General features: G+C 43.6%; 21 protein-coding genes. 10 read left to right on the forward strand and 11 right to left on the reverse strand.

Annotated features, from left to right (window positions below):
* Positions 1 to 31 precede the first annotated feature (31 nt).
* From BLS49_RS20240 to BLS49_RS20270, 7 genes are all read left to right on the forward strand, one after another.
* Positions 32 to 1366, forward strand: a complete 1335-nt coding sequence (locus BLS49_RS20240; protein WP_091235143.1) for a sugar ABC transporter substrate-binding protein — start codon at positions 32 to 34, stop codon at positions 1364 to 1366.
* Positions 1367 to 1384: 18 nt separating this feature from the next.
* Positions 1385 to 2725: a carbohydrate ABC transporter permease gene (locus tag BLS49_RS20245; protein ID WP_091235145.1), complete on the forward strand. Its 1341-nt coding sequence runs from the start codon at positions 1385 to 1387 to the stop codon at positions 2723 to 2725.
* Positions 2722 to 3606 (forward strand): sugar ABC transporter permease, encoded by an 885-nt coding sequence (locus tag BLS49_RS20250; protein WP_091235147.1) that lies wholly within the window; start codon positions 2722 to 2724, stop codon positions 3604 to 3606. The genes BLS49_RS20245 and BLS49_RS20250 overlap by 4 nt, the downstream gene beginning before the upstream one ends.
* Positions 3607 to 3796: 190 nt before the next feature.
* Positions 3797 to 4300 (forward strand): hypothetical protein, encoded by a 504-nt coding sequence (locus BLS49_RS20255; protein ID WP_091235148.1) that lies wholly within the window; start codon positions 3797 to 3799, stop codon positions 4298 to 4300.
* A gap of 22 nt (positions 4301 to 4322) precedes the next feature.
* Positions 4323 to 4796: a hypothetical protein gene (locus BLS49_RS20260; RefSeq protein ID WP_091235150.1), complete on the forward strand. Its 474-nt coding sequence runs from the start codon at positions 4323 to 4325 to the stop codon at positions 4794 to 4796.
* Positions 4797 to 4825: 29 nt separating this feature from the next.
* Positions 4826 to 6106: a glutathionylspermidine synthase family protein gene (locus tag BLS49_RS20265; protein ID WP_091235152.1), complete on the forward strand. Its 1281-nt coding sequence runs from the start codon at positions 4826 to 4828 to the stop codon at positions 6104 to 6106.
* A 12-nt stretch (positions 6107 to 6118) separates the two neighbouring features.
* Positions 6119 to 6526, forward strand: coding sequence for a DUF350 domain-containing protein (locus BLS49_RS20270; RefSeq protein WP_091235154.1), 408 nt, complete (start codon positions 6119 to 6121; stop codon positions 6524 to 6526).
* A 164-nt stretch (positions 6527 to 6690) separates the two neighbouring features.
* Here BLS49_RS20270 and BLS49_RS20275 read toward each other — a convergent pair whose 3' ends face one another.
* From BLS49_RS20275 to BLS49_RS20310, 8 genes are all read right to left on the reverse strand, one after another.
* Positions 6691 to 7479, reverse strand: a complete 789-nt coding sequence (locus tag BLS49_RS20275; protein ID WP_091235155.1) for an IucA/IucC family C-terminal-domain containing protein — start codon at positions 7477 to 7479, stop codon at positions 6691 to 6693.
* The gene (locus BLS49_RS20280; RefSeq protein WP_091235157.1) at positions 7451 to 8269 is read right to left on the reverse strand and encodes an ABC transporter ATP-binding protein; all 819 of its coding nucleotides are present in this window, start codon (positions 8267 to 8269) and stop codon (positions 7451 to 7453) included. Before BLS49_RS20280 ends, BLS49_RS20275 begins: the two co-directional genes overlap by 29 nt.
* 26 nt (positions 8270 to 8295) lie before the next feature.
* The gene (locus BLS49_RS20285; protein ID WP_091235159.1) at positions 8296 to 9333 is read right to left on the reverse strand and encodes a FecCD family ABC transporter permease; all 1038 of its coding nucleotides are present in this window, start codon (positions 9331 to 9333) and stop codon (positions 8296 to 8298) included.
* Entirely contained in the window at positions 9330 to 10343 is a 1014-nt protein-coding gene (locus tag BLS49_RS20290) for a FecCD family ABC transporter permease (protein WP_091235161.1), read from the reverse strand. Before BLS49_RS20290 ends, BLS49_RS20285 begins: the two co-directional genes overlap by 4 nt.
* A 4-nt stretch (positions 10344 to 10347) precedes the next feature.
* A complete protein-coding gene (locus BLS49_RS20295; protein WP_091235163.1) occupies positions 10348 to 11373 on the reverse strand; it encodes an ABC transporter substrate-binding protein in 1026 nt (341 codons plus the stop codon).
* A 119-nt stretch (positions 11374 to 11492) separates the two neighbouring features.
* The gene (locus BLS49_RS20300) at positions 11493 to 13088 is read right to left on the reverse strand and encodes a helix-turn-helix domain-containing protein (RefSeq protein WP_245742602.1); all 1596 of its coding nucleotides are present in this window, start codon (positions 13086 to 13088) and stop codon (positions 11493 to 11495) included.
* A 122-nt stretch (positions 13089 to 13210) separates the two neighbouring features.
* Complete coding sequence (locus BLS49_RS20305; protein ID WP_091235165.1) at positions 13211 to 14266, reverse strand: DUF4179 domain-containing protein; 1056 nt, start codon at positions 14264 to 14266, stop codon at positions 13211 to 13213.
* Positions 14253 to 14786: a sigma-70 family RNA polymerase sigma factor gene (locus BLS49_RS20310; protein WP_091235167.1), complete on the reverse strand. Its 534-nt coding sequence runs from the start codon at positions 14784 to 14786 to the stop codon at positions 14253 to 14255. The genes BLS49_RS20305 and BLS49_RS20310 overlap by 14 nt, the downstream gene beginning before the upstream one ends.
* Before the next feature lie 198 nt (positions 14787 to 14984).
* Between BLS49_RS20310 and BLS49_RS20315 the strand changes: the two genes are divergently transcribed.
* Positions 14985 to 16169, forward strand: coding sequence for a glycosyltransferase family 2 protein (locus BLS49_RS20315; protein WP_175471488.1), 1185 nt, complete (start codon positions 14985 to 14987; stop codon positions 16167 to 16169).
* A 150-nt stretch (positions 16170 to 16319) separates the two neighbouring features.
* Here the strand turns inward: BLS49_RS20315 and BLS49_RS20320 are convergent, their stop codons facing one another.
* Entirely contained in the window at positions 16320 to 17075 is a 756-nt protein-coding gene (locus BLS49_RS20320; RefSeq protein ID WP_091235172.1) for a GNAT family N-acetyltransferase, read from the reverse strand.
* A 306-nt stretch (positions 17076 to 17381) separates the two neighbouring features.
* Between BLS49_RS20320 and BLS49_RS20325 the strand changes: the two genes are divergently transcribed.
* A complete protein-coding gene (locus BLS49_RS20325) occupies positions 17382 to 18290 on the forward strand; it encodes an EamA family transporter (RefSeq protein ID WP_091235174.1) in 909 nt (302 codons plus the stop codon).
* Between the two features lie 20 nt (positions 18291 to 18310).
* On the opposite strand, the gene BLS49_RS20330 is transcribed toward BLS49_RS20325, so the two are convergent.
* Positions 18311 to 19171, reverse strand: a complete 861-nt coding sequence (locus tag BLS49_RS20330; protein ID WP_425432166.1) for a polysaccharide deacetylase family protein — start codon at positions 19169 to 19171, stop codon at positions 18311 to 18313.
* Between the two features lie 28 nt (positions 19172 to 19199).
* On the reverse strand, positions 19200 to 20522 hold the full coding sequence (locus tag BLS49_RS20335; protein ID WP_091235178.1) for an MFS transporter: 1323 nt from the start codon (positions 20520 to 20522) through the stop codon (positions 19200 to 19202).
* Between the two features lie 166 nt (positions 20523 to 20688).
* On the opposite strand from BLS49_RS20335, the gene BLS49_RS20340 reads away from it, so the two are divergent.
* Entirely contained in the window at positions 20689 to 21378 is a 690-nt protein-coding gene (locus tag BLS49_RS20340) for a hypothetical protein (protein WP_091235180.1), read from the forward strand.
* Positions 21379 to 21802 lie beyond the last annotated feature (424 nt).

A 21802-nucleotide genomic window follows, 5' to 3' on the forward strand; every position in this document is an offset into this window, starting at 1 on the left:
GTAAAAAAATGATGAGCAAAGGGGATTTAGTATGAGAAGAAAAGGGATGTCTGTTCTAGCTTTATCATTTGTATTTATTCTGGTGTTCGCCTTGGTAGGGTGCAGTGGCGGCAACAATGCAACTGGCAATCAGAATGCAAAACCGGACAACGCAAATAAAGGAAATGCTACCAGTACCAATTCAGGAAACCAGCCAACCGAACCAGCTGAGCCGGAAATTGAAAAGGATGCCAGCCTGCTCGTATGGGATAATGGTGGATCTGATGAAGATTGGGCCAAGGCGGTCGCCGAGGAATTTACGAAAAAATATAACATTCCTGTAGAAGTACAAGTAGTAGCTCAAGGCGATGCCCCAACAAAATTGCAGACAGATGGTCCTGCACTCCTTGGTGCAGACGTATTTCTTGCACCACATGACCGAATCGGCAGCCTCGTCTCGGCAGGACTTATTTTGGAAAATTTCTATCCTGATGAATACAAGCGCGATTTCATGGATGCGGCTATTACAGGGACAACAATTGACGGTGTTCTATATGGATACCCAACTGCAATCGATACTTATGCGCTGATATATAACAAGGATCTGGTGAAAAAAGTACCTGAAACAATGGATGAGCTTATTGAGCAAGCCAAAGCTTTTACTGATAAATCAAAAGGACAATACGGCTTCATGATGCAAGTGGGTGACTTCTATTTCCTCCATGGCTTCCTTGGCGGTTACGGAGGCTACGTGTTCGGAGATAAAAATACAAATAGCCAGGATATCGGACTTAATAATGAAGGCGCGGTCAAAGCAGGAGAACTCATGCAGCGTCTTCGCAAGGAAGTGCTTCCTCTGTCCAGTGCCGATATCAACGCTGCGATAAAAGAGTCCCTCTTCATAGATAACAAGCTGATGTTTGATATCAATGGTCCTTGGTCCGTAGCGGCTCTGCAGGAGGGTAAGGTGAATTTCGGAGTTGCTCCGCTTCCTAAGCTCGATAATGGCAAAGCGCCTGCCAGCTTCTCCGGGGTTCGTGCTTACTACGTCAACTCCTATACGAAGTATCCTGAGGCTGCATCCCTATATGCGAAATTTGCGACAAGCGAAGAAATGCTGATGAAAAAGTTCGAAATGTCCGGCCAAATGCCTCCGCGTACCAAGCTGCTTGAAAACGAAAAAATCAACAGCGACGAAATCATTAAAGGTTTCCTTGAGCAGGCAGCCGTATCCGTACCTATGCCAAATATTCCAGAGATGGAGCCTGTATGGGGAGCGATGAACAATGCATTCACTGTAATCTGGGATGAAGATACCGATCCAAAAGTCATACTGGACAAAGCCGTTAAGCAAATTAAAGAGGGGATCACCTTATTGAAGCAATAAGGCGAAGGGACAAAGCTTATGATATCGCCAAATTTTCCGGCAGTTAATAAGCAAACCAGCCGCAAGCCGCTCATCAGCTCGCTATTATCCCTATTATTCATGGGTTTGGGACAGCTGTACAACCGCCAGTTTGCGAAGGGGCTCCTGATGGTCATCTTCGAGGCATATATCCTCATTTTTTGGAGCAGTCCAATTGCCAAAGGGATCTGGGGATTAGTTACGCTCGGTGAACAGGTACAGGTTCGGTCACGTGGACGAATTGTTGAGCAGGGTGATCATTCCATCTTCCTGCTTGTCGAGGGTATCATTTTTCTGCTCGCGCTGATTCTGCTGATTTGCTTCTATATTTTTAGTATCGGTGACGCATATAAAGTTCGAAAAGGCATCGAGGCGGGAATTCCCGCCAACGATGCCAAACAGTCCATCAAATTTGCCTGGGAGCGGGGATACGTATATTTTTTGCTGGCCCCAGCCATTATTTTTACGATGTTTCTGACGGTTCTTCCCCTGCTCTTCGGGATCTTGATCGCATTTACGAACTATTCCGGGCCTAACCATTTGCCGCCAAAACATCTCGTGGACTGGGTAGGATTCAAAACATTCACCAATCTGTTCAGTCTGACCAACTGGAGCAATACCTTTTTCGGAGTTATCAAATGGACGTTACTCTGGGCCGTGCTGGCTACGGCAACTACTTATTTTACAGGGCTGTTCTATTCGCTCATCATCAACGTCAAAGCTATCAAATTCAAAAAGATGTGGCGTACCATATACATTTTGCCCTGGGCCATTCCAGCTTTCATATCTATTCTGATCTTCCGCAATTTCTTCAACGCTGAATTCGGTCCGCTAAATGAATATCTCGGACTTATCGGGATTGATAAAATTCCGTGGCTGGGCGATCCCTTCTGGGCTAAAGTAGCGCTCGTCTTCGTGAATACATGGCTTGGGTTTCCGTTCTGGCTTGCTCTTATGTCAGGCGTATTAACGAATATTGACAGGGATCTGTACGAGGCCGCTGAAATCGACGGGGCCAGCTCATGGCAAAGATTCCAGAGCATTACGCTGCCGCTGGTGCTGTTTGCGACCGCTCCGCTGCTCATCATGAGTTTTGCGGGCAATCTCAATAACTTCAACATTATTTACCTGTTCACAGAGGGCGGTCCTGTTAATATGGACTACAGTTTTGCGGGCTCAACGGATATCCTGATCTCATGGATTTTCAAATTAACACTCCAGCAAAACCAATTTAACACAGCATCTGCAGTCTCCATCCTGGTCTTTATCATTATCGCCGTGTTCTCGATCTGGAACTTCCGTCAGACACGAGCCTTCAAGGAAGAGGATATGATTCAATGAAGACGCAGCCGAATTCAACAACCGCCGCTGCCTCCAAGTCGCCCTTTGGCCAGTTGATTAAACAAAAGCTTCTCCTATTCATCATTTACGCTATTCTGATCATTACCGCTATAGCTGTACTTTATCCGGTCATATGGATCATTCTTGGTTCCTTTAATCCGGGAGATACGATCAATGCAACCACATATTTACCAGAGTCGCTAACAATTAAGCATTATGTCAACCTCTTCAACACAACAAATTATTTAATATGGTATAAAAACACATTGTTCGTCGCTGTAATGAACATGATTCTTTCTACAGTGCTCGTCGTATCAGCTGCCTATGCATTTTCACGCTTTCGGTTTCCTGGACGCAAGCAGGGACTTATGGTCATGCTGGTTCTGCAAATGTTCCCTTCCTTTATGGGAATGATTGCGATCTACATTTTGCTATTGCAGCTTAATCTACTCGATAATTTATGGGGATTAATCCTTGTCTACGCGGGCGGGTCCATTCCATTTGGAACATGGCTCGTCAAGGGATATTTTGACGGTCTCCCCCGTAGTCTGGAAGAAGCCGCAAAAATCGACGGAGCATCCCATACCACGATATTTGTTCGCATCATGATGCCTCTTTCGGTACCGATGTTTACTTTTATCGCGGTCAACAACTTTATCGGTCCATGGATGGACTTTATATTCGCACGACTCGTCATTCTGTCGGATCGTAACAAGACACTTGCTATTGGTCTTTTCGAAATGATCACCGGACGCACGAACAACGATTTTACTACCTTCGCTGCCGGGGCTGTGCTTGTTGCCATTCCGATCACCCTCTTATTCCTCATGCTGCAAAAGTATATTATTGAAGGCTTAAAAGCGGGGGCAAACAAGGGGTAGTTACAAGCTGTTAGAACCCATCAACTGTTTTCAGTTGGTGGGTTTTATTTTTTATGCAACTGTTTTTACAGGCCTCCGTATTATTGTAATAGTTTGGTTATGTTCAATATTTTGGGAATGTATTGATTTATCATCCATTCTTGTGGTATTGACATAGTTACAAATCAATTTTGTTCAAGGGGGGGCGCATATGGATTACAGTATCCCGATTAAGGCTAAAAACGAAATGCTTAAGTATTACGATTATGATGTACATAACGAAATTAGAGGGACACAACTTCAGTCAGTAACCTTAAACCAGCTAGATTCTTTTATTGCCAGACTCGCTGAATCGGTAGTTATTAACGGGGAAATCTACGAAAATACTTTCCATTCGCATGAAAATGAACAGAAAATTATTGAAGTTCGTCCATATAAATACTATGACGACTCGATAAACGAAGAGCCGATCATCGAACGCATCACTCAAATTATAAAAACCGACTATTCTACTCATATCCCGCCACATTTTATGCTGGAAGTGTACTATGTTGTAGAGCAGCCTGAAAAAATTTATTCACTGGAAGCTGATACAAGTCTGGATATCATCACCATTCTGCTGGATAACCAAAGAATAATCGATGGCAACACCTATGGCTTTATTTATAGCTGTCTGGACTTATCTAAAAGAAAAGTGTATTTGTTTGTAGAGTAATTATACAAAGGGGAAATTCACATTGAAAAAGCTGACTGATAAACAGTTGGATCGTTGGTATAAGTCGAAATACGGAGTCAGTGGCAAGGGTGTCCCAAGTACACAGAAGCTGCTTGCCTATATGCTAGTTGTTGGGCTTCCTGTCTCTTTGGCGGGCTGCGGGACACCTCAATATCCGGATTCTGATCTTACCGCCAGAGATGCCTGTGAGTGGGAAAAGCAAGCAGGACAGTCTGATCTGAACTGCGATGATGATACATCAAGCGGTAACTGGTACGATGCTAACGGTTTTTCTTCAAGCTTCATTTATATTTCACCGTCGCACAGCTACTACCGTTCACCTTCCTTCAAAAATAATTACAGCAAATATGGCATGAACAGAACGATAAGTTCAGCTCCTGAAGGAACAATAAAGCCTTCCACATCAAACAGAAAAGGGTCTATTACTACCAGATCAGGTGTGGGTTCAAGCAGTAAAAGTTCTGTGTCCTCGTAGAGATATGAAGTTCATGGGAGGAGTAGCAGTTGCATATTATTAGCAGCAAGTTAAGTAGAAATGAGATTTTTAATGCAGAGATTGCAGAGCTTGTACCTTATCTGGATATGAATGGGCAGGAATATTGCACTAAGGATGCGATGGTTTACTCCAGGCAAGAGCTGCAGGAGTTGTCCTCTGCTGCTGAAGGTGTTGATCAAGTATATCTGACAACGCTTCGATATGTTCAACGTAATGTTCCAGATGAGGTGCTGGCGCAAGAGCTTCATATAGATCCACGTCTAATTCCCTGTGCGCGACAAGAGCTTCCTTTTCATGTTATGGCTAGACAGGATTGGATTTTGTACGAGGGTCAAATGAAGTTCATTGAGAATAATGCTGATACACCTACGGGTGTCCCGGAATCGTTCTTTATCCCTTCATACTTGATAGAGAACGACATCTACCAGAAGGAAATGATCAATCACCCTCTTCCTGTCAATATAGCGAATGCTTTTGCTACAGCGGTGAATCACTACCGATCGGTTGGATTAACCGGAAAGATCGTATTTTCCTGTCATCAAGAGCATACAGAGGATTACGCCAACACACGTTTCGTACAGTCCTGTGCCGAATCCATAGGAATACATAGTGTTTTTGCAGACCTTTCGGAGCTTACCGTTCAGGAAGGGGCAGGTTTATTCCTTGGTGATGAGAAGATCGATATTTGGTATCGCCTATATCCTTTGGAGCTGCTAGTGTTTGATGAGGACAGTGACGGCACTCCTGTTGGAGAGCAGATTCTTGATTTGATCGAGAAGGGGCTCCTTGGCATTATTAACCCGATCCAGAGCATTATTATGCAAAGCAAATCCTTTTACAAGTTCATTTGGACGCTGTACGAGAACAACGATACGTTCGGGGTCTTTAATCATTACGAGGCTTCCATCATATCGAAATACTTCCTGCCTACTTATGGAGTGAACGATATTTTCTTGTCCGAATCTACCTCATTTGTAGAAAAGGCTGTGTATGGCAGAGAAGGGCGTGGAGTTACTTTAACTACAGTGAACGATGGCAAAATTGTAGCCACTCAAACCAACTCTTTGGATGAGTATGATAGCTATTACAACACGCAGCCCAAAATCTATCAACAAAAATTTGGGATGACAAAATTTACTCTGAGTATAGGAGAAGAGCCTAAGAAGGGTTACCTTCTGACAGGAGCCTATGTCATTAATGGGAGATTCTCCGGGCTGCTTACGCGTTTGGGAGATTTAATTACTGGCGATTTATCTTATTTCTGTGCTAGTTTCACTGAAAATAATTAAGGGGGAATTTGAATGTTTCAAGAGGTTGCAAATGGGACTTTGAATATTTTAATCGGTGTAGGCATTACGATCTTAATGATGGTGGTAGGCTTTCTGGTGTTCAGTACTATCACAAAGTACAATGACCTCCAAGAAATAAAGAACGGAAACAAAGCAGCTGGTATCTACATGGGCAGCAAGCTCATGGGAGTTGGTATTATTATCGCATTTGCATCTTATAGTTCTCATGATTGGATTTTGATGATTATTTGGGGTCTGGTCGGGGTAATCATTCTGTCCCTGGTTTACTTAATATTTGATAAGCTGACTATCGGCTTTAAGGTGTGTGACGAGGTTCAAAAAGGCAACGAAGCGGTTGCGAAAATGTTGAGCGGGGTAATAATCGGGGTATCGGTCGTGCTTGGTACGTTCCTGCTCTAATTATTCTCGTATAAAAATGGACGTCTTCCTCTGATGAAGGATACATCGTGGAAGACGTCTTTTTTTGAACGGACACCCATACGATTCCACGTACCACCGCCCGATTCTATTGGATTTCTTCCACTAATTCCAAGAAATAATGCCTCTCAGGTCCACTAAACTTATCATGGACTCGATTTACAAGGGCAGCTATTGCAATAATGTCTTTCCTTGGACGTAGTGTAGTATTGGCAGCAAGTCTTGCGCATCCTTACCGGTTTATCTGATCCTTCGACTACGAGCTTGGGACTGTAGAATTGAGATAGAGGATTCCTGCTCTCACCGAACAACTCGGCAGGTGCATTCAGTAAATAATCGAAATCCTTCTCGACAACGGCTTTTCTCGCCCCCTCCGCCTCTCCGGCTATTCTAGTTTCATAAAGAAAATATACATAGACCGCGGTATTCTCCCACAAAATCGGTTTTGGAATGTTAGCGGCCCTAGACAAGGCCCCCCAGAGCGGGGCCAGATGATCTGCAAATATTGAACGAACTACAACATCTCTCCAAAGCTCCCGATGACGATAACTATCACGATCTGCAGGCTCAGTGAACTCCATTTTCGACAGACGCAGACTCGGCAACCACGCCTCATTACGAAACCCCGATTCGATGTGACTGTCCTTCAAAGGTAGCTTCAATCCCTTATCGAACATGGACATAGCGTACAGACTTGGGGATACTACCATAAAGGCGTACCTCTTGGCAAGCATAGAAGCCGTAACCCTTCTGGAAGGAGATTCGAATACAGCCGTAAGTCGATCCAAATAGTTGCCGCACAGCTCTTCATCCAACAAGTCACTGCTCGCCATGGAGAACTCACGTTCAGACGATACCTCTGTCGTTAATCTCAGGTTTTGGGTTAAGTATTCCCATTCCCTCTTGTCAAGCAAAGACGTGATCCCGTCGTTCATTCACAATCCTTCCTTTCCCGTAGGGAATAAACACAGGTGTTCCAAACAAAGGATCCTTCATGATATCACAGCGCATTTGAAATACGGATTCTACGAGATCAGCGGTCATGATTTCTTCAGGAGCTCCCTGATCATATACTGATCCCTCCTGAACTGCGACAATATGATGTGCATAACGACATGCGAGATTGAGATCATGCAGTACCATCACAATCGTGCGTTGCTCCCGTTCATTCAGCTCGTAAAGAAGATCCAGAACCTCAATCTGATGGCTCAAATCCAGATAGGTTGTTGGTTCATCCAGCAGCAGCATATCTGTTCCTTGTGCCAGTGCCATCGCAATCCATGCCCGTTGCCGCTGACCGCCAGATAAGGAATCAACGGTTCGATCGCTGAAATCTGCCATCCCCGTCTCTTCGAGAGCTTTCGCGACCATCATTTCATCTTCCTTAGACCATTGGCTGAGCCAGCTCTGATGCGGATATCTCCCTTGCTTAACCAATTGTTCAACCGTAAGCGCCTCGGGAGCGACAGGTCCCTGAGGAAGCACAGCAAGACGCTTCGCAATTTCTTTTGTCGACCATTGTGCCAATTCACGGCCATCGATAATGACAGAGCCCTCAACTGGCTTGAGCAGACGTGCCAGCGAACGAAGCAGCGTTGATTTACCGCAACCGTTGCTGCCGATGAGCACCGTTATTTTCCCCTCCGGAATTTGCAAGTTCAATTGCTGAATGACTGTCTTGTTACCGTAGGACAAGGTTAATCCTTTGGCCTCTAGTGCATGCATTCCTGTCCCTCCCCTTCCGATTTAACCTATTTCCGTTTTTTGTAGAGCAAATATAGAAAAAAGGGCGCTCCAATTCCTGCAGTAAACACACCTGCCGGTATATCAAGCGGCAAAAAAGCAGTTCTTCCAACGACATCAGATACACTTACAATAAGTCCTCCAAGTAACATCGTCACAGGCACAAGTCCTCCAAAAGACCCGTTGACTAGCTTTTTTGCTGCATGAGGTGCAATTAATCCAACAAATCCAATCGCACCAGCATAAGCAACGGCTGAGCCTGCGAGAGCCACACTAACAATCAGCAGACCAAATCGTTGCAGCTCAACCTTCGCTCCCAATCCGGTGGCGATGTCATCTCCAAGCTGCTGTACATTAACCGCCCTGGAAAATAGCAGTGCTAGTGGTGCAAATACTACGACCCACACAAGCATAGACTGTACATGTGACCATGTTGCTCCATAGACGCTTCCCGTCATCCAAATATAAGCCTTGCTAGCAATATCCGTAGCACTAACAACAATCATCATCGTCGTTAAAGCGCTTGTTACAGCGGCCATACCTATACCGATCAGCACTAATCGATACGGAGTTACACCTTTGTACCAGGACAAAAGATAGATCGCAAAGGATACTACTGCGGCCCCTACAATGGCCCCAAGCGGCAGCCACTTAATGCTGAACGTACCTAGACAATACGTAATAAAAATAATCGCTCCCACTGATGCCCCGCCTGTTATTCCAATAATATCGGGAGAAGCCAGCGGATTGCGGATCACGCCCTGAAGAATTAATCCCGACAGGCCAAGCGCAGCTCCTACTAATAACGATACGAGCATCCGGGGCAGACGATGTGTATTGATGACAAAATCATATTCACCAGTACCCATACCAAGTAAATGCTTAAGAACTGCAAATGGATGTATCATAATACTTCCAATTGAAAGTCCCAGTATAAATACGAGACAAGTGATCATTACCAAAAGACTAACCGTTCTAACCCATTTTCTATCAATCAAAAAGGAGATCTTGCCGGAACGAGTCCGTAAAGTGATATGACGATTCATGATTTACGGAACCCCCTGCGTGCCAAGTAAATGAAAAACGGTGCTCCAAACAACGCGGTCAACACGCCGACTGGCATTTCCTCTGGCATGATGACAAATCTGGAGATGATATCGGCAAAAAGAAGCAGACTAGCCCCTAGTAATACACAATATGGAGTGATCCAACGGTAATCAGCACCGACTAGCGCCCGCACCATATGTGGGACAATCAGTCCAATAAAGCCGATCGAGCCACCAATCGCAACAGAGCCTCCAGCCAGTACAACGACAACGACAGCCATTAACAGTTTAATAAGTAATGTACGTTGACCTAATCCTGTAGCAATATCGTCCCCTGATGTGAGAATGTTGACCGTAGTCCCTAGAAAAAACGCCAAAAGGCCCGCTCCTGCTATAAATGGCAAAAGCGGTACTAACATATCCAGCGTTCTTCCCGACACCGAACCTGCCAACCAGAACAGGACACCCTCAAGATTGCTCTCGCTTAGCACCAACATCCCGCTTGTAAACGAGGTGAATAAAGCAGACACTGCAGAGCCGGCTAGCACTATTTTGACTGGAGATAATCCGTCACTTCCCAAAGTCCCCAGCATATAGACTAGCGCTGAAGCGATTGCTGCTCCTAAAAAGGCAAGCCACATAAAATACGACAGAGAGGATACAGATAAGAAGGATGCTGCCATAACGATGAAGAACATAGCACCAGCATTAATCCCGAAAACACTTGGAGAAGCGAGTGGATTCCGGGTTAACGCCTGCATAAATGCCCCAGCGATCGCCAGGCTTGCTCCGATTACAGTTGCAATCACTGCTCTCTCTACCCTTGTAGTTCGAACAATAATATGATCCGAGGAGGAAGCATCATATTGAGTGAATGCCTCCACCACCGTACCAAGAGGCATTTTCGTCTGCCCAAAAGAGATGCTCGATACGAACAGGATCATAAACATGAGCGCAGCAAATATCAATCCGATCCACTTCGATGAGTTACGAGAAAGAATAGCCTTCATATGTTTATGGGGTCAGGCCGTAATGCTGATAAACCTCGTCCAGCATACGATTGGCTGCGATAATACCTGCACCGTTATTCCAAAACACTTCGTTAACCATAAACACTTGATTGTTCTTCACTGCATCCAGATTGCTCCAGAGTGCGTGGCTGGTCCATTCTTCATACGTTTTCTGAACTTCATCTTCCCCTGTATCATCAAATTGGAAAATGAAGAATACGCCACCATTCATACTCGGAATGCTCTCTTTACTTGTCAGCTTAAGAACAGTTTCCCCTTTATCTCTAGCTTCTTGTTGAGATGCTGAAAATACAAAGCCAAGCTCCGACAGAATTTCAGGGGCAAATCCACTGGCATAAATACGTGCATGATCCGCTCTAAAGTTCAGAACAGACACTTCTTCAGGCCAAGTAATGTCTGATTTCCCGGCAATTTTTGTTTTAAAATCTGCCACTCGTTTATCCCAATCCGCGAGAAGCTGATTCCCCTTCTCCTCTTGATTTGTAGCTTTTCCCATCAGACCAATCGTTTCTTTAAATGTAAATACGGTTTCCGATACAACCGTTGGAGCAATTTGTGACAGCTGCTCATAAATAGCTTCATGTCTGATTTTGGACGCCACAATCAATTCCGGTTTCAGCTTAGAAATTTCCTCTAGATTCGGCTGAGTTTCCAGACCGACAATAGGTACACCATCTAGATCTTGTCTCAAATAAGTATAGATCGGCTGTTCCACCCAGGACTCAACTACTCCAACAGGCTTAACACCCAAAGCTACAGCAACGTCTGTAGCACCTTGGTATAAAGTGACCACACGCTGCGGAGTTCCTTTAATTTCTGTCGTTCCCATAGCATGTTCAATCGTACGTGTATCATTATTTGATTCCGGCTGGGTTGCTTCTGCCGCAGGAGCGTTAGAAGAAGTATTTGTCGACTTGTTTCCCGCTTCCTTTGCGCCACCGCATCCTGCTAGAACGAATACAAAAGTTAAAATACAAACCAGCAGCAATTCTCTTCTTAGCTTCAACATGCCTCGATGCTCTCTCCCTTATTACGTATAATGTAATGATATTGATTCTCATTATCGATTATACAAAATGAAGAAAGAATGAACATGGATTTTCCCGTCCGTCTTTTGGAGAAAAACGACTAAAATAACAGTTGGACTTGATCCAGAAGTAAATTATGGGACAGCGAGGTATAGCACGTATACAAATGACGACTATTATACATCGAATATACCGATCCTTCCTTAACTGCCTTTAGAGATCGCCACTGTTCGCTATCGAATAAAATGCTTACTCTTCGTGCAATGGATTCATCAGTATCTATCGTCCCATCGTGTTTATGACTTGTCAGCATAATTCGGTCCGCTTCAAATTGTTGGAGCTCATCCGGTTCAATTTCCTTGTAATGCGATATTTTCTCGACTCCTTGAGGGATAGAGATCTGCAGGTCACCATACAGGACGGCTCCTAGATTGCGCTGCCCGTATACACACAGTTTGTTTTTACCTATTCCAATAATTAAAAGACTGTCAGTGCCCACCTTGCGATGCACCCGGTCACGTATTTGATCACATTTCAATTCATAACGCCTCAGCCAATCATAGGCTTCTTGTTCTTTACCCACCAATCTGGCGATGGTCTGTAAATGAACCCTCCATGGTTCAAAAAAGGGCAGGGTCACGGTAGGGGCGATATGATCATATATTTTTTCCTTGCTGGATTTATCAAAATCACGGTATTGCGTTGTTAAAATGAGAGCCGGCTTCACAGACATCAGCTTTTCCAAATTCGGTGCGAGCTCCCCTATATTTATCGTATTGTTGAGCCCTTCAGTCATAGGATATGCTCTATTGATCACAGCCGCATAAGGTTCAATCCCTAAAGCCAACAAATGACCTGTGAGCAGGGGTTTCAGTGAAGCGATCCTCTCCGTTTGTTTCATAGATTTTATATATAGCATCGGCGACTTGCCCGACATATTTTTAAACTTGCGGCTAAAATAAAACTCATCACTGAATCCAACATTTTGCGCTATAGAACGCATTGAATCATTGGTAGACAGCAGTAATTGCTTAGCATGCTTGATTCTGATTTCATTCAAATATTCTACAGGGCTTTTGCCAGTCGTTTTCTTGAAAACTCTTGTAAAATAATCCGGGCTGACCCCCGCCATCGTCGCAAGCTTATCCCGATGAATGGAATAAGGATAGTTCTGTTCCATATAATCAATTGCTTTATTTACCATCTGATTCCGATCCGTATGCTCCTTATGCAGAGCGTCTTTAAAGAGTACCATCAGTATTTCCTGAAAAATGAGATTGCCCTTCATCGCATCCCAAGGGTCGCCGTTATTCAAGAAATTCTCCATCTCGGTAAGTTTTCCTAGCAGAAAATGATAATTGCTAATCGAAATTTCCTTTGGAAAATGAACGTCTGCCGGAACAAAGCAGCCTTGCTCATCCTGATGCAAAGCATGAAACTGAATGTCATAATAATCAATCCGGCTATTCCTCGGAGCCTGATGTTTTACGGAGGTTCCCGGTGGCAGCACCAGCACTTGCTGACTGTGTAACGGCGTGATCAGTCCGTCAATTTCAATCTCTCCGCTAGCATCCAGCATGAACAGCAGTGTATAGAGTCTCGTATGCTCCGTCAGAGAAGAGATGTTTTTATTTTTTTTGCGTTTTACGTCCTCTATTTTGTAGATGTACTTTGCAATTTGCTCCGATTTATTCACAGTACCCTGCCTTTCTCATACCTTACTATCGAAGATTATAAGTGATGATAGGTATGACATCAACGGCAATAGCCCAACGATTCTTTTCACAAAGAATGCTGGGCTATGAGGTAATGAATAAGTTACTTTATTGGGATGGTCATCTCCATCTTTTTTACAAACTCGGGATCAAGCTGGTCAACACCAGCTGCATGTGGACGTATGGTTACGGACAATGGAACAGAATCGGCTGCTTCAAAGCTTGCTTTCCATTCCAACTCTAGACCCGAGGAAGTGATGTTTCGCTTCGAAATAGACCCCTTAGGTGCTATCTCTCGCCCTGCTTCATCTACCATCTCAAAGTTCCAATCCGGAGTCATTATCCCCTTTCCTGTACCTATGATATCTATGGAGGATGCCGAATAAACAAGTTTCTCTACATTCACTGTCACGTTTCCATAAGTCCTGCTGTTCATTACAAAGATGGTTTTGTTAGCTTCTTCATTCAGGGCAACCGGAAAAGAAAAATCCCACTCTCCCCATGTGCTGCCGATTTTCTCTACATTCATACTCAATTGAAATTGGTGCGGGAGATCTCTCATTGATTTAATTTGAATAACTCCTGCATAATGATTGTTATCTATAAAGCTTCCACGACTTGAATAACCGTAGGTGTCTATTGTTTTCCCGTTAACAGCTGCGATAATTCGAATGTCATCAAACCCGTCTTCCTTACGATCCTTCACCGTAAATCCATCCTTTGAAGTAAGTAGAAAGGCTATAGAAATATCTGATTTATCATAGAGAACCTCAGTTAATTGAAGTGACAGCCCATGATCCTCAACAACCTGCCCAAGCTCAGCGAACCACCCCTTGTCATGTGCAAACTTCAGATTATCGTCTCCAATCCTTTCAAAGATAGACTGAACGAGCGGAATTTGCTTCAGAGCATAGATCATTTGGGGATAGAATCCTATACCCAGACTAAGTACAATAGCGACAACAAGAGCTATGTATCTCTTATTACCGAAGGTCTGTCTTCCGACTGTTGCTGTTATGACTGGCGGAGTGTCTGGAGCATCAGGCAAAGTCGATAAAATGTGATCGACACTACTCCGCACATATTGAGAAACACCTCGATCCAATTCCTTTAGCTTGTCACCTATCTGTTGATCCCGTCCATTTTTAATGAAAATCATAACTAATCCTCCCTTCTCCCTCCGAGCGAAGTAATATCACCAACTGTTTACGAGCTGCACTAAGTCTGGATTTTACAGTTCCTGCAGGTATTTGAAGCATTTCCGATATATCATTAATCGGAATATCCTCCAAATAATACAAGGTGACAATGACACGGTGATCTACTTTTAACCTGTTTAATACATCCTGAAGCTCTACTGATTCATAAGAAACGGCCTCTTCAACAGATTCGATCCAGTCTCCCAGGGGAACAAATCTTCTATCACTCGTCAGCATCTGATGACATCGGTTAATCAGGATGCGAATGATCCATGTCTTAAAAAATCGCGGCTCCCTTAACGATGTAATAGAGCTGTAAGATTTCAGAATAGTATCCTGAATCGCATCGGCCACGCCTTCTTCCGAGTGAAGAATTGATTTGGCGACTCGATACATTGTTCCTTCAGTTGCTTTTATCACTCGGACAAAAGCCTCCTTATGGCCTTGTTGTGCTAACCTCACATCCTCCTCAGAACACATAGCTCATACCTCCCCTCAAGTTTGTTGTTCTTCCTATTAGATCGTTCAATTAAGTATTTGGTTCACATTCATATGTAAAGCTAACAAGAGACATATCTAATCATTCTCCACGCAAATAGTCCATTGTCTATTTCATACCCCTGTCATCCGCGCATAAGATGTACGAAATCACTAAACATGGAGGTGTCACATAAACCCATGAAGTTTAGCGTTGTCATTCCCTCTTTTAACCGCTCCATGCAATTAATGCTAACGTTGAAGGCATTTGAAAAGCAAACGTGTTCTATGGACCAATTTGAGATCATCATTGTCAATGACGGTTCAACAGATGATACTATTGAGCGATTGCAGCAATATCATCCTCCCTATCGTCTTACTCTGTTATCTCTGAAGCAGCAATCAGGCAGATCTGTTGCGCGGAACGTTGGTGTCGATGAGACCAAAGAGCGCTACATTATTTTTTGCGACCCGGATTTTCTTGTCTCTCCGAACTTTATTCAAATCCATACCCTGTACCATACAAAATACCGAAACACCGTTGTGTCAGGCGCACCTAACATATGGCAAAATGTCTATACTCATATGCACGCCGACTTCTCAATGGATGAGAGAGGGCTTATGCATTCGGTATTGAAGGATACCGGCTTATGGAACGATCAGTTCTGGGAGGCAAAAGAGACCCTGGATGTTATATCCTTGGATGACGTTCAGCATCAGACCGACAGGCTCAAGCAAGTAATTGCTCCGTGGGATGTAGATGAACCGATCAAGGCACAGTATGCAAAAACCGATGTAGCGCCTTGGTTGTTATCCGTCACCCGTTGCCTATCCATGCCTAAGAGACTATTTGTGAGAGCTGGCGGATTTCACGAGAAATTTTTCAAATACGGACTTGAGGATTGGGAGCTAGGTTACCGACTCCACCGTCGTGGATATAAATTCAAGGTCATCAAGAAGATCGTCGGCTACCATCAAGAACACCCATCATCCTTTCGAGATGCAGACTCTGAATTTGAAAATTTACAGATTCTCTACAAAAAACACGGCTACCGCGATCCAGAGCTAACCCTATTTGCAATCTGCCCTCCATCAGATAAGATACGGGTCTATAAAAATACCCTTCGTACTTTGCGAAAATGGAAAAATAGCAAACGTCCATCGTACCGAAGATCAGCCCAGCAAGTAAGAAGAGCCTGTGCGCGAAGCGCAAAGCTGCTTTATACAAATCCTGATTCTCCGGTCTACAAGCATGTATCCTCTACATTAAAAAATGGTTTGATTTCACTGGATCAAATTTATTCAGGAAAAGCAAGTCCATTACAAAAACACCGCAAAATCAAAAGTGTCATGGACAAAACATGCAGAAGCTTAAAGAGGGGCTAAACTCAAATAAAGAAGTAGTTCAAAGGAAATCTGCTTTCCCTAGAACTACTTCTCTGGTGAAAATCGTAATAATGACATTGTGAAATTCCCCAAATCTCCCCGAAATATCATTCTCCTCGTTACAATACCATCTACTTCACTCATTAAGGATCATAATATCGTTGTTAACAGCTTTTCGAATTTATTAGGGCTCATTATTTCATGAGTTATAAATTTTCCGTCATAAAACAGTGCGAAGGTTGACCATATAACAGGAGCATATTGAGATTCATCCCGTGTAATCAATCTATGTGCGGTAAAAAGAACTCCTTTATTCACTGCAACCTCTCTTAACTCTTCTACTATACCAACAGCAAAAGGGCATTGGGCGGAAAAATATATCACAATCCCTTTTTCATTTACAGAGGCGTTTTCATCCATTTTTTTAAAGGCAGGAAGCGCAGCTGATTCATTCAGTTGCAGGGCAACCAGCTCAAAATATGGATCTGCCTGATCAACTACCTTGAATCCCATATGTTCAAAAAACCGTTTATCGCTTAGGTACGGGAGCTTTTTACTCCCCACGATATGAACAATTCCATCCATACCAAGTGCTGCTGCATCTTCCTTGCATTTATCCAGCAATCGCTTCGCATATCCTTGATTTTTATATTTTCCAGAAACCCAAAGACAATTTATGTACATATAGTTAGGTGCAGCAATAGGAGCCCATGCTTTATCAGCAGGCAAGTACTCTATAAAAACCTTTGCACGCTCGTCTAAGCGATAAAACACTAACCCTTCCTCCATACGATCTGACAACCATTTTTTCTTCTCAATGACTGCTTGCTCATATTGTTTTGCTCCCAAGGCGCAGCAAATATGTTCATCTTTCAGATTGCTATTCGATAATTGGATACATTGCATTACTCTCCACTCTACCTTCCATTAAATTCAAATTTTCGCATTCATGAATCTTTCAGTCAGCGTTACAGGCTGCGACTCTAATAAGGACAATACGCAAGTCGTACCCCGTAACTAAAATCATTCCGGGAAACAGCATTACGGTTAGCGGCGGTTATGTATATATTGAGTATATCAAAAGGTACTGACAAACGACTTTCTTTTATGTTATGACTAGATGCGGACTCATGCCGAATTTTTCATTTTGCATATGTCCAGCCTGTCTCTGTTGTCTAAAACGGAGTGAATCTATAACAAGGAGATTTTCGTATGTGGTTTGCATTTGCTTTATTAACAGCCTTCACATGGGGGGGCGCTGATTTATTTTACAAAAAGGGGACTGACCCTCTGGATCGATTCAGCCATATCAAGATTGTAATTATGGTGGGATTGGTCATGGGTATTCATGGTACGGGGTATATGCTAACGAAAGGAATTACTCTGGACCCTATGGATATGATCCGGTATTTGCCTGTATCTGCCCTTTATATTCTGTCGATGGCCATCGGGTACATAGGATTACGATATATCGATCTGTCCATTGCCTCACCTGTGCAAAATTCTTCCGGAGCGGTAACGACTATTCTTCTGTTCATCTTTTTCACACACACACTTAATCTGATTCAAATACTAGGAATTGTTACGATCACTCTGGGCGTCATTTCAATTGCTATTTTGGAAAAAAAAGAGGAGCAAGCAGCGCTGCGGGCTAATTCCACCGAAATGGATAGAAAATATCAAATCGGATTCATGGCGATTATGTTCCCTATTCTATACTGCTTGATCGATGGACTCGGAACATTTGCCGATGGCATCTATTTAGATGAACTGAAGCTGATCAGCGAAGATGCGGCCCTGCTCTCGTATGAGTTCACCTTTTTTATCTGTGCCGCAATATGCTTTATTTATCTGAAATTTATGAAGAAGGAATCGTTTAATCCATTCAAAGAACGAGATAAAGGCTGTGCTGCGATTCTGGAAACCATCGGACAGTTCTTCTACGTGTTTGCCATGTCCAGTAACGCCATTATCGCAGCACCGCTCATTGCTTCATATAGCATTTTTTCCGTCATATTGTCCCGGATCTTCCTTAAGGAAAAGCTGAGTAAGCTGCAGTATGTGGTTATTGTTGTCGTTATTGTTGGTATTGCATTACTTGGTATCGCAGATGAGCTGTAGCTGCACAATGTGAATGCAGTTTACCTAGTCAGCTCCTTTATTAATTTAAACGCTGAACGTATGCGCGGACGTCTGAGCTGATTCTGCACATAGCGGTAATTGATCATCTCAACACCAGCATCGTGCAATGCATAGGTCAAATCATCGTCACAAAATAACCGGAACTCCCATACTCTTTTCTCCCAGTGAGGGATATGCTTCAGCATCCATTCATCCTCTACTCCCGGGTGAATATAAGTTTCGCTAACGCCATCCGGGAGTCTATAAATCTTGTCAATGATCGACTGCTTGAAGCTGTCATACGTTTCGCCTGCTTGTAAATCAAAGGGATGTGACAACAGATAGTCGGGAATAGGCACTCCCAGCGTATCTGCCAGCGCGGCGGCTTTAGCGACCGGACGCTCGATATTCGTAAGCGAGCCGAGCAGCGGGTCATCCGTATGAATGTTGCGAAAAAATCTGGCGGGTAATTTCCACCGTGAGATTCTCCATAACATCTGCGGAAGCAGGCTGCGTCCTGTCTCCATTCCATACAGGCTGCCCATATGATTATCGACGTGGCTGATGGCGATCCCTGCTTTTTTCACCCTCTCAAATTGTGCATCGATCTCTCGCAATACAGCTCTGGTCTCGGCCCCCATCTCAAATTCCTTCACTGTCCTGTACTGATGTCCGCTCACATCATGCAGCGAGGGATGGCTTGTAAGACTGGTCCACCTTAGAGCATCGAATTCGCTTGTCATCGTTAAATGCAATCCCACATTCGTCATGCCCTTACGAACGCTCCACGCTGCTGCTTCATCAAACCCGGGGGCTACAGCCATAATGGTTGTGGAGGATACCTTACCTTCTTCCAGCAAGTGCATAATTGCCCCATTCATGGGCCCACTTTGTCCAAAATCATCACAATTAACGATTAATCGCTTCTGTTTGCTCAAGATCGTGGTCACCTCTTTTATTTTCCGAAAAATTAAACTTAACGGTGTAGGATAGAACGACAGATATCACTAACAAACATAGTGGCACAACACTTATTAAGTATCGGAAAGTCAGTTCCGGCGATGCCCCCGGATTGTCCCCGCTCTCATAACCAAAAATCATACCTGCAATCAGGAAGGCCAGCGCCGAAATCAGACCGCTTGAACGTGTAATAAAACCAGCAACCGCCGTATAAATTCCTTCTCTTCTTAATCCGGTTTTCTCCTCATCCTCATCAATGATCCGTCCGCCTACTAACGCCGGAGTGACAAAAAATCCCGCCAAGCCAAAACCTACGGCTACACCAGCAATGATCCCGCTAACCAGATCATACCCGAACCAGAGCGGAATGACCGACAAACCGTACACATATAACGATAGTCGCCATGCTTTGACCCCATCCATTTTGCGAATGATCCAGTACCATACGAAAACTAATGGGATAACCGATACGAACACCGCCGCCAGCAATATGGACACTTGCGCCTCTGAAATGTTCAACACATATTTTGCGTAAAAGGGAATCATTGAGCTAATCAGTCCATTCACTGTCTGAGCGAAAGAATTCGAGATGTTAAACACCCAAAATTTCTTGTTCTTCATCGTTTCCTTAAAAGCAGGAATTAGCCCAAGCTGCTCCCCTTGGTTCGATTCCGGGTTTTCACGGACACTCATCATGCATAACAACATAAACAAGCCAAAAATACAGGCATACAATAGCGCCATATTAGAGAAATTGATAGCTGCATAAATAACAGGTGTTAATGCGGTAGCTATTAGTAAAGCAACTACTTGATATCCCTGCTGGATAGCAGATGCTTTGGCCCTTAAACGATCCCCGCGAAAAAGCTCTGGAAATAACGCTCCGTAGTTCACCCACAGCACCGTGGCTGCCGCCTCAAATAGAACAAGTGTTACTAGAAACCAAATAAATAGTCCATTTTCCGATAAACCGCTTGGCGGTGAGAATACGAGCACAAAAAACAGCATGAACAATGGAATAGCGCCAAATACCCATGGCCTGCGACGACCGTAACGTGTATTCGTACGATCCGACCAATAGCCAAATAGCGGATTATTTACTGCATCCCAGATCAAAAAGATTGTCCGTGCTAGTGTTGCAAGCCCAATTCCCAGACCAAGCTTCTCAACATAGAAATAGCTATAAAACGAGGTAAATGCCTGACTCGGAACCATCATTGCAAACATCCCCAAAGCGAATGTGTACGGAGAATTGATCCAGCTACGTTTCAATCATATCCCTCCCTAAATGTTAAAAGCTGGTGCATGATGCCAAAAAGTATACTAGCATATTCATATGACTCCTGCACAGGAAATCTACTAGACATGAAGTACCACATTCTGCTAATGTTGAACCTGAACAGATTACATAAACAGGAAATCAGGAGGACTGCAGACCATGCTTAATGTCATTTTAGGACTAGCTTCTTTTGGATTTTTTACTTTCCTAGTCCTGACTATCCAAGCAGCGATCAAAAAAAAGGATAAGCTAGTCAAACGAATTATTTTTACAGTCATATTTTTTACCATCGCCTTCGTCTTAGGTCGAGTTATTAATAGCGGGTATGAACTGCCGGAAGGTTCAGGCGGCTTTATATTCTTTGGATTAGTTATTCTAGTATTACTTTACTTCCTCATTAAAAATCAATATAAAACTTCAAAGGCCAAGGAACAATTAGGGGCCTACATCAGCTACCATGGTGTCCATATGTATGGCATCCCAAACATACCGGAAATGTCCAGAGTTAATTTACATATCACTGCCGATAAATTAATTATTGATCAAAACCAATTGAGATTTGAATTACCTCTCATCCATATTAGAGGCGCTGCTGCTGTTCCTAAAGAAAGCTTGTCCCAAAAATCAAGCCCCATTTATCGGGAAGGCGTTAGTACAGGTTCTAAATTAAAACCTTGGGAAGTCGTCGGTGGCGGAGTTCAGGCCATTGCAAATTATAATTACAAAGGACCGTACCTTGCTATCGACTATGCCACAGCATCTGGCGATATCAACCTCATGATTTTTAATTTAATGAATATATCCCATGCGAAAAAGATGGCTAATGCGTTGTCCTTTCAAACAAAATAAAATCCGGGCTCATCAAAATAATATGTTCCCAATAGCAAAAAGGTGCTGTCCCAAAAGTAGGTTTATTGTCAAAACTTGGAATAGCCGTTCAAGGAAGACGACCCCTGCACCGCTTGATCCCGCCACATGCTATGACCGTATCTCATGTGTAATAGTGTCATGATGCGGAATTCCTGAAATTCCTGCAAATGTGCAGGCTTTGTTTATGTAAAGCCTCTAAATGCCCTAAATTGCTGCAAATGCTCTAAGGCCCCCTAATTAAACTGGAGTCTCCCTGCCCAATAATTTAAACTTAGGACAAAGGGAGATGATCGGTATGGGAAAAAGGTTGAATGAAGAAAAACGTTTAAAAGTTGTGAAAGAAGCTATGGCAGGTGTTAAGGTGGGGGTGTTGGCTCGAATGTACGACATCCACCCTGAGACC

The organism is Fontibacillus panacisegetis (genome assembly GCF_900102215.1).
GTDB lineage: Bacteria > Bacillota > Bacilli > Paenibacillales > Paenibacillaceae > Fontibacillus > Fontibacillus panacisegetis.

Coding starts and splice junctions, on each gene's coding strand:
- BLS49_RS20240 (WP_091235143.1), top strand. CDS start 32: ATGAGAAGAAAAGGGATGTCTGTTCTAGCTTTATCATTTGTATTTATT.
- BLS49_RS20245 (WP_091235145.1), top strand. CDS start 1,385: ATGATATCGCCAAATTTTCCGGCAGTTAATAAGCAAACCAGCCGCAAG.
- BLS49_RS20250 (WP_091235147.1), top strand. CDS start 2,722: ATGAAGACGCAGCCGAATTCAACAACCGCCGCTGCCTCCAAGTCGCCC.
- BLS49_RS20255 (WP_091235148.1), top strand. CDS start 3,797: ATGGATTACAGTATCCCGATTAAGGCTAAAAACGAAATGCTTAAGTAT.
- BLS49_RS20270 (WP_091235154.1), top strand. CDS start 6,119: ATGTTTCAAGAGGTTGCAAATGGGACTTTGAATATTTTAATCGGTGTA.
- BLS49_RS20275 (WP_091235155.1), bottom strand. CDS start 7,479: ATGAACGACGGGATCACGTCTTTGCTTGACAAGAGGGAATGGGAATAC.
- BLS49_RS20280 (WP_091235157.1), bottom strand. CDS start 8,269: ATGCATGCACTAGAGGCCAAAGGATTAACCTTGTCCTACGGTAACAAG.
- BLS49_RS20285 (WP_091235159.1), bottom strand. CDS start 9,333: ATGAATCGTCATATCACTTTACGGACTCGTTCCGGCAAGATCTCCTTT.
- BLS49_RS20290 (WP_091235161.1), bottom strand. CDS start 10,343: ATGAAGGCTATTCTTTCTCGTAACTCATCGAAGTGGATCGGATTGATA.
- BLS49_RS20295 (WP_091235163.1), bottom strand. CDS start 11,373: ATGTTGAAGCTAAGAAGAGAATTGCTGCTGGTTTGTATTTTAACTTTT.
- BLS49_RS20305 (WP_091235165.1), bottom strand. CDS start 14,266: ATGATTTTCATTAAAAATGGACGGGATCAACAGATAGGTGACAAGCTA.
- BLS49_RS20310 (WP_091235167.1), bottom strand. CDS start 14,786: ATGTGTTCTGAGGAGGATGTGAGGTTAGCACAACAAGGCCATAAGGAG.
- BLS49_RS20315 (WP_175471488.1), top strand. CDS start 14,985: ATGAAGTTTAGCGTTGTCATTCCCTCTTTTAACCGCTCCATGCAATTA.
- BLS49_RS20320 (WP_091235172.1), bottom strand. CDS start 17,075: ATGCAATGTATCCAATTATCGAATAGCAATCTGAAAGATGAACATATT.
- BLS49_RS20325 (WP_091235174.1), top strand. CDS start 17,382: ATGTGGTTTGCATTTGCTTTATTAACAGCCTTCACATGGGGGGGCGCT.
- BLS49_RS20330 (WP_425432166.1), bottom strand. CDS start 19,171: ATGAATGGGGCAATTATGCACTTGCTGGAAGAAGGTAAGGTATCCTCC.
- BLS49_RS20340 (WP_091235180.1), top strand. CDS start 20,689: ATGCTTAATGTCATTTTAGGACTAGCTTCTTTTGGATTTTTTACTTTC.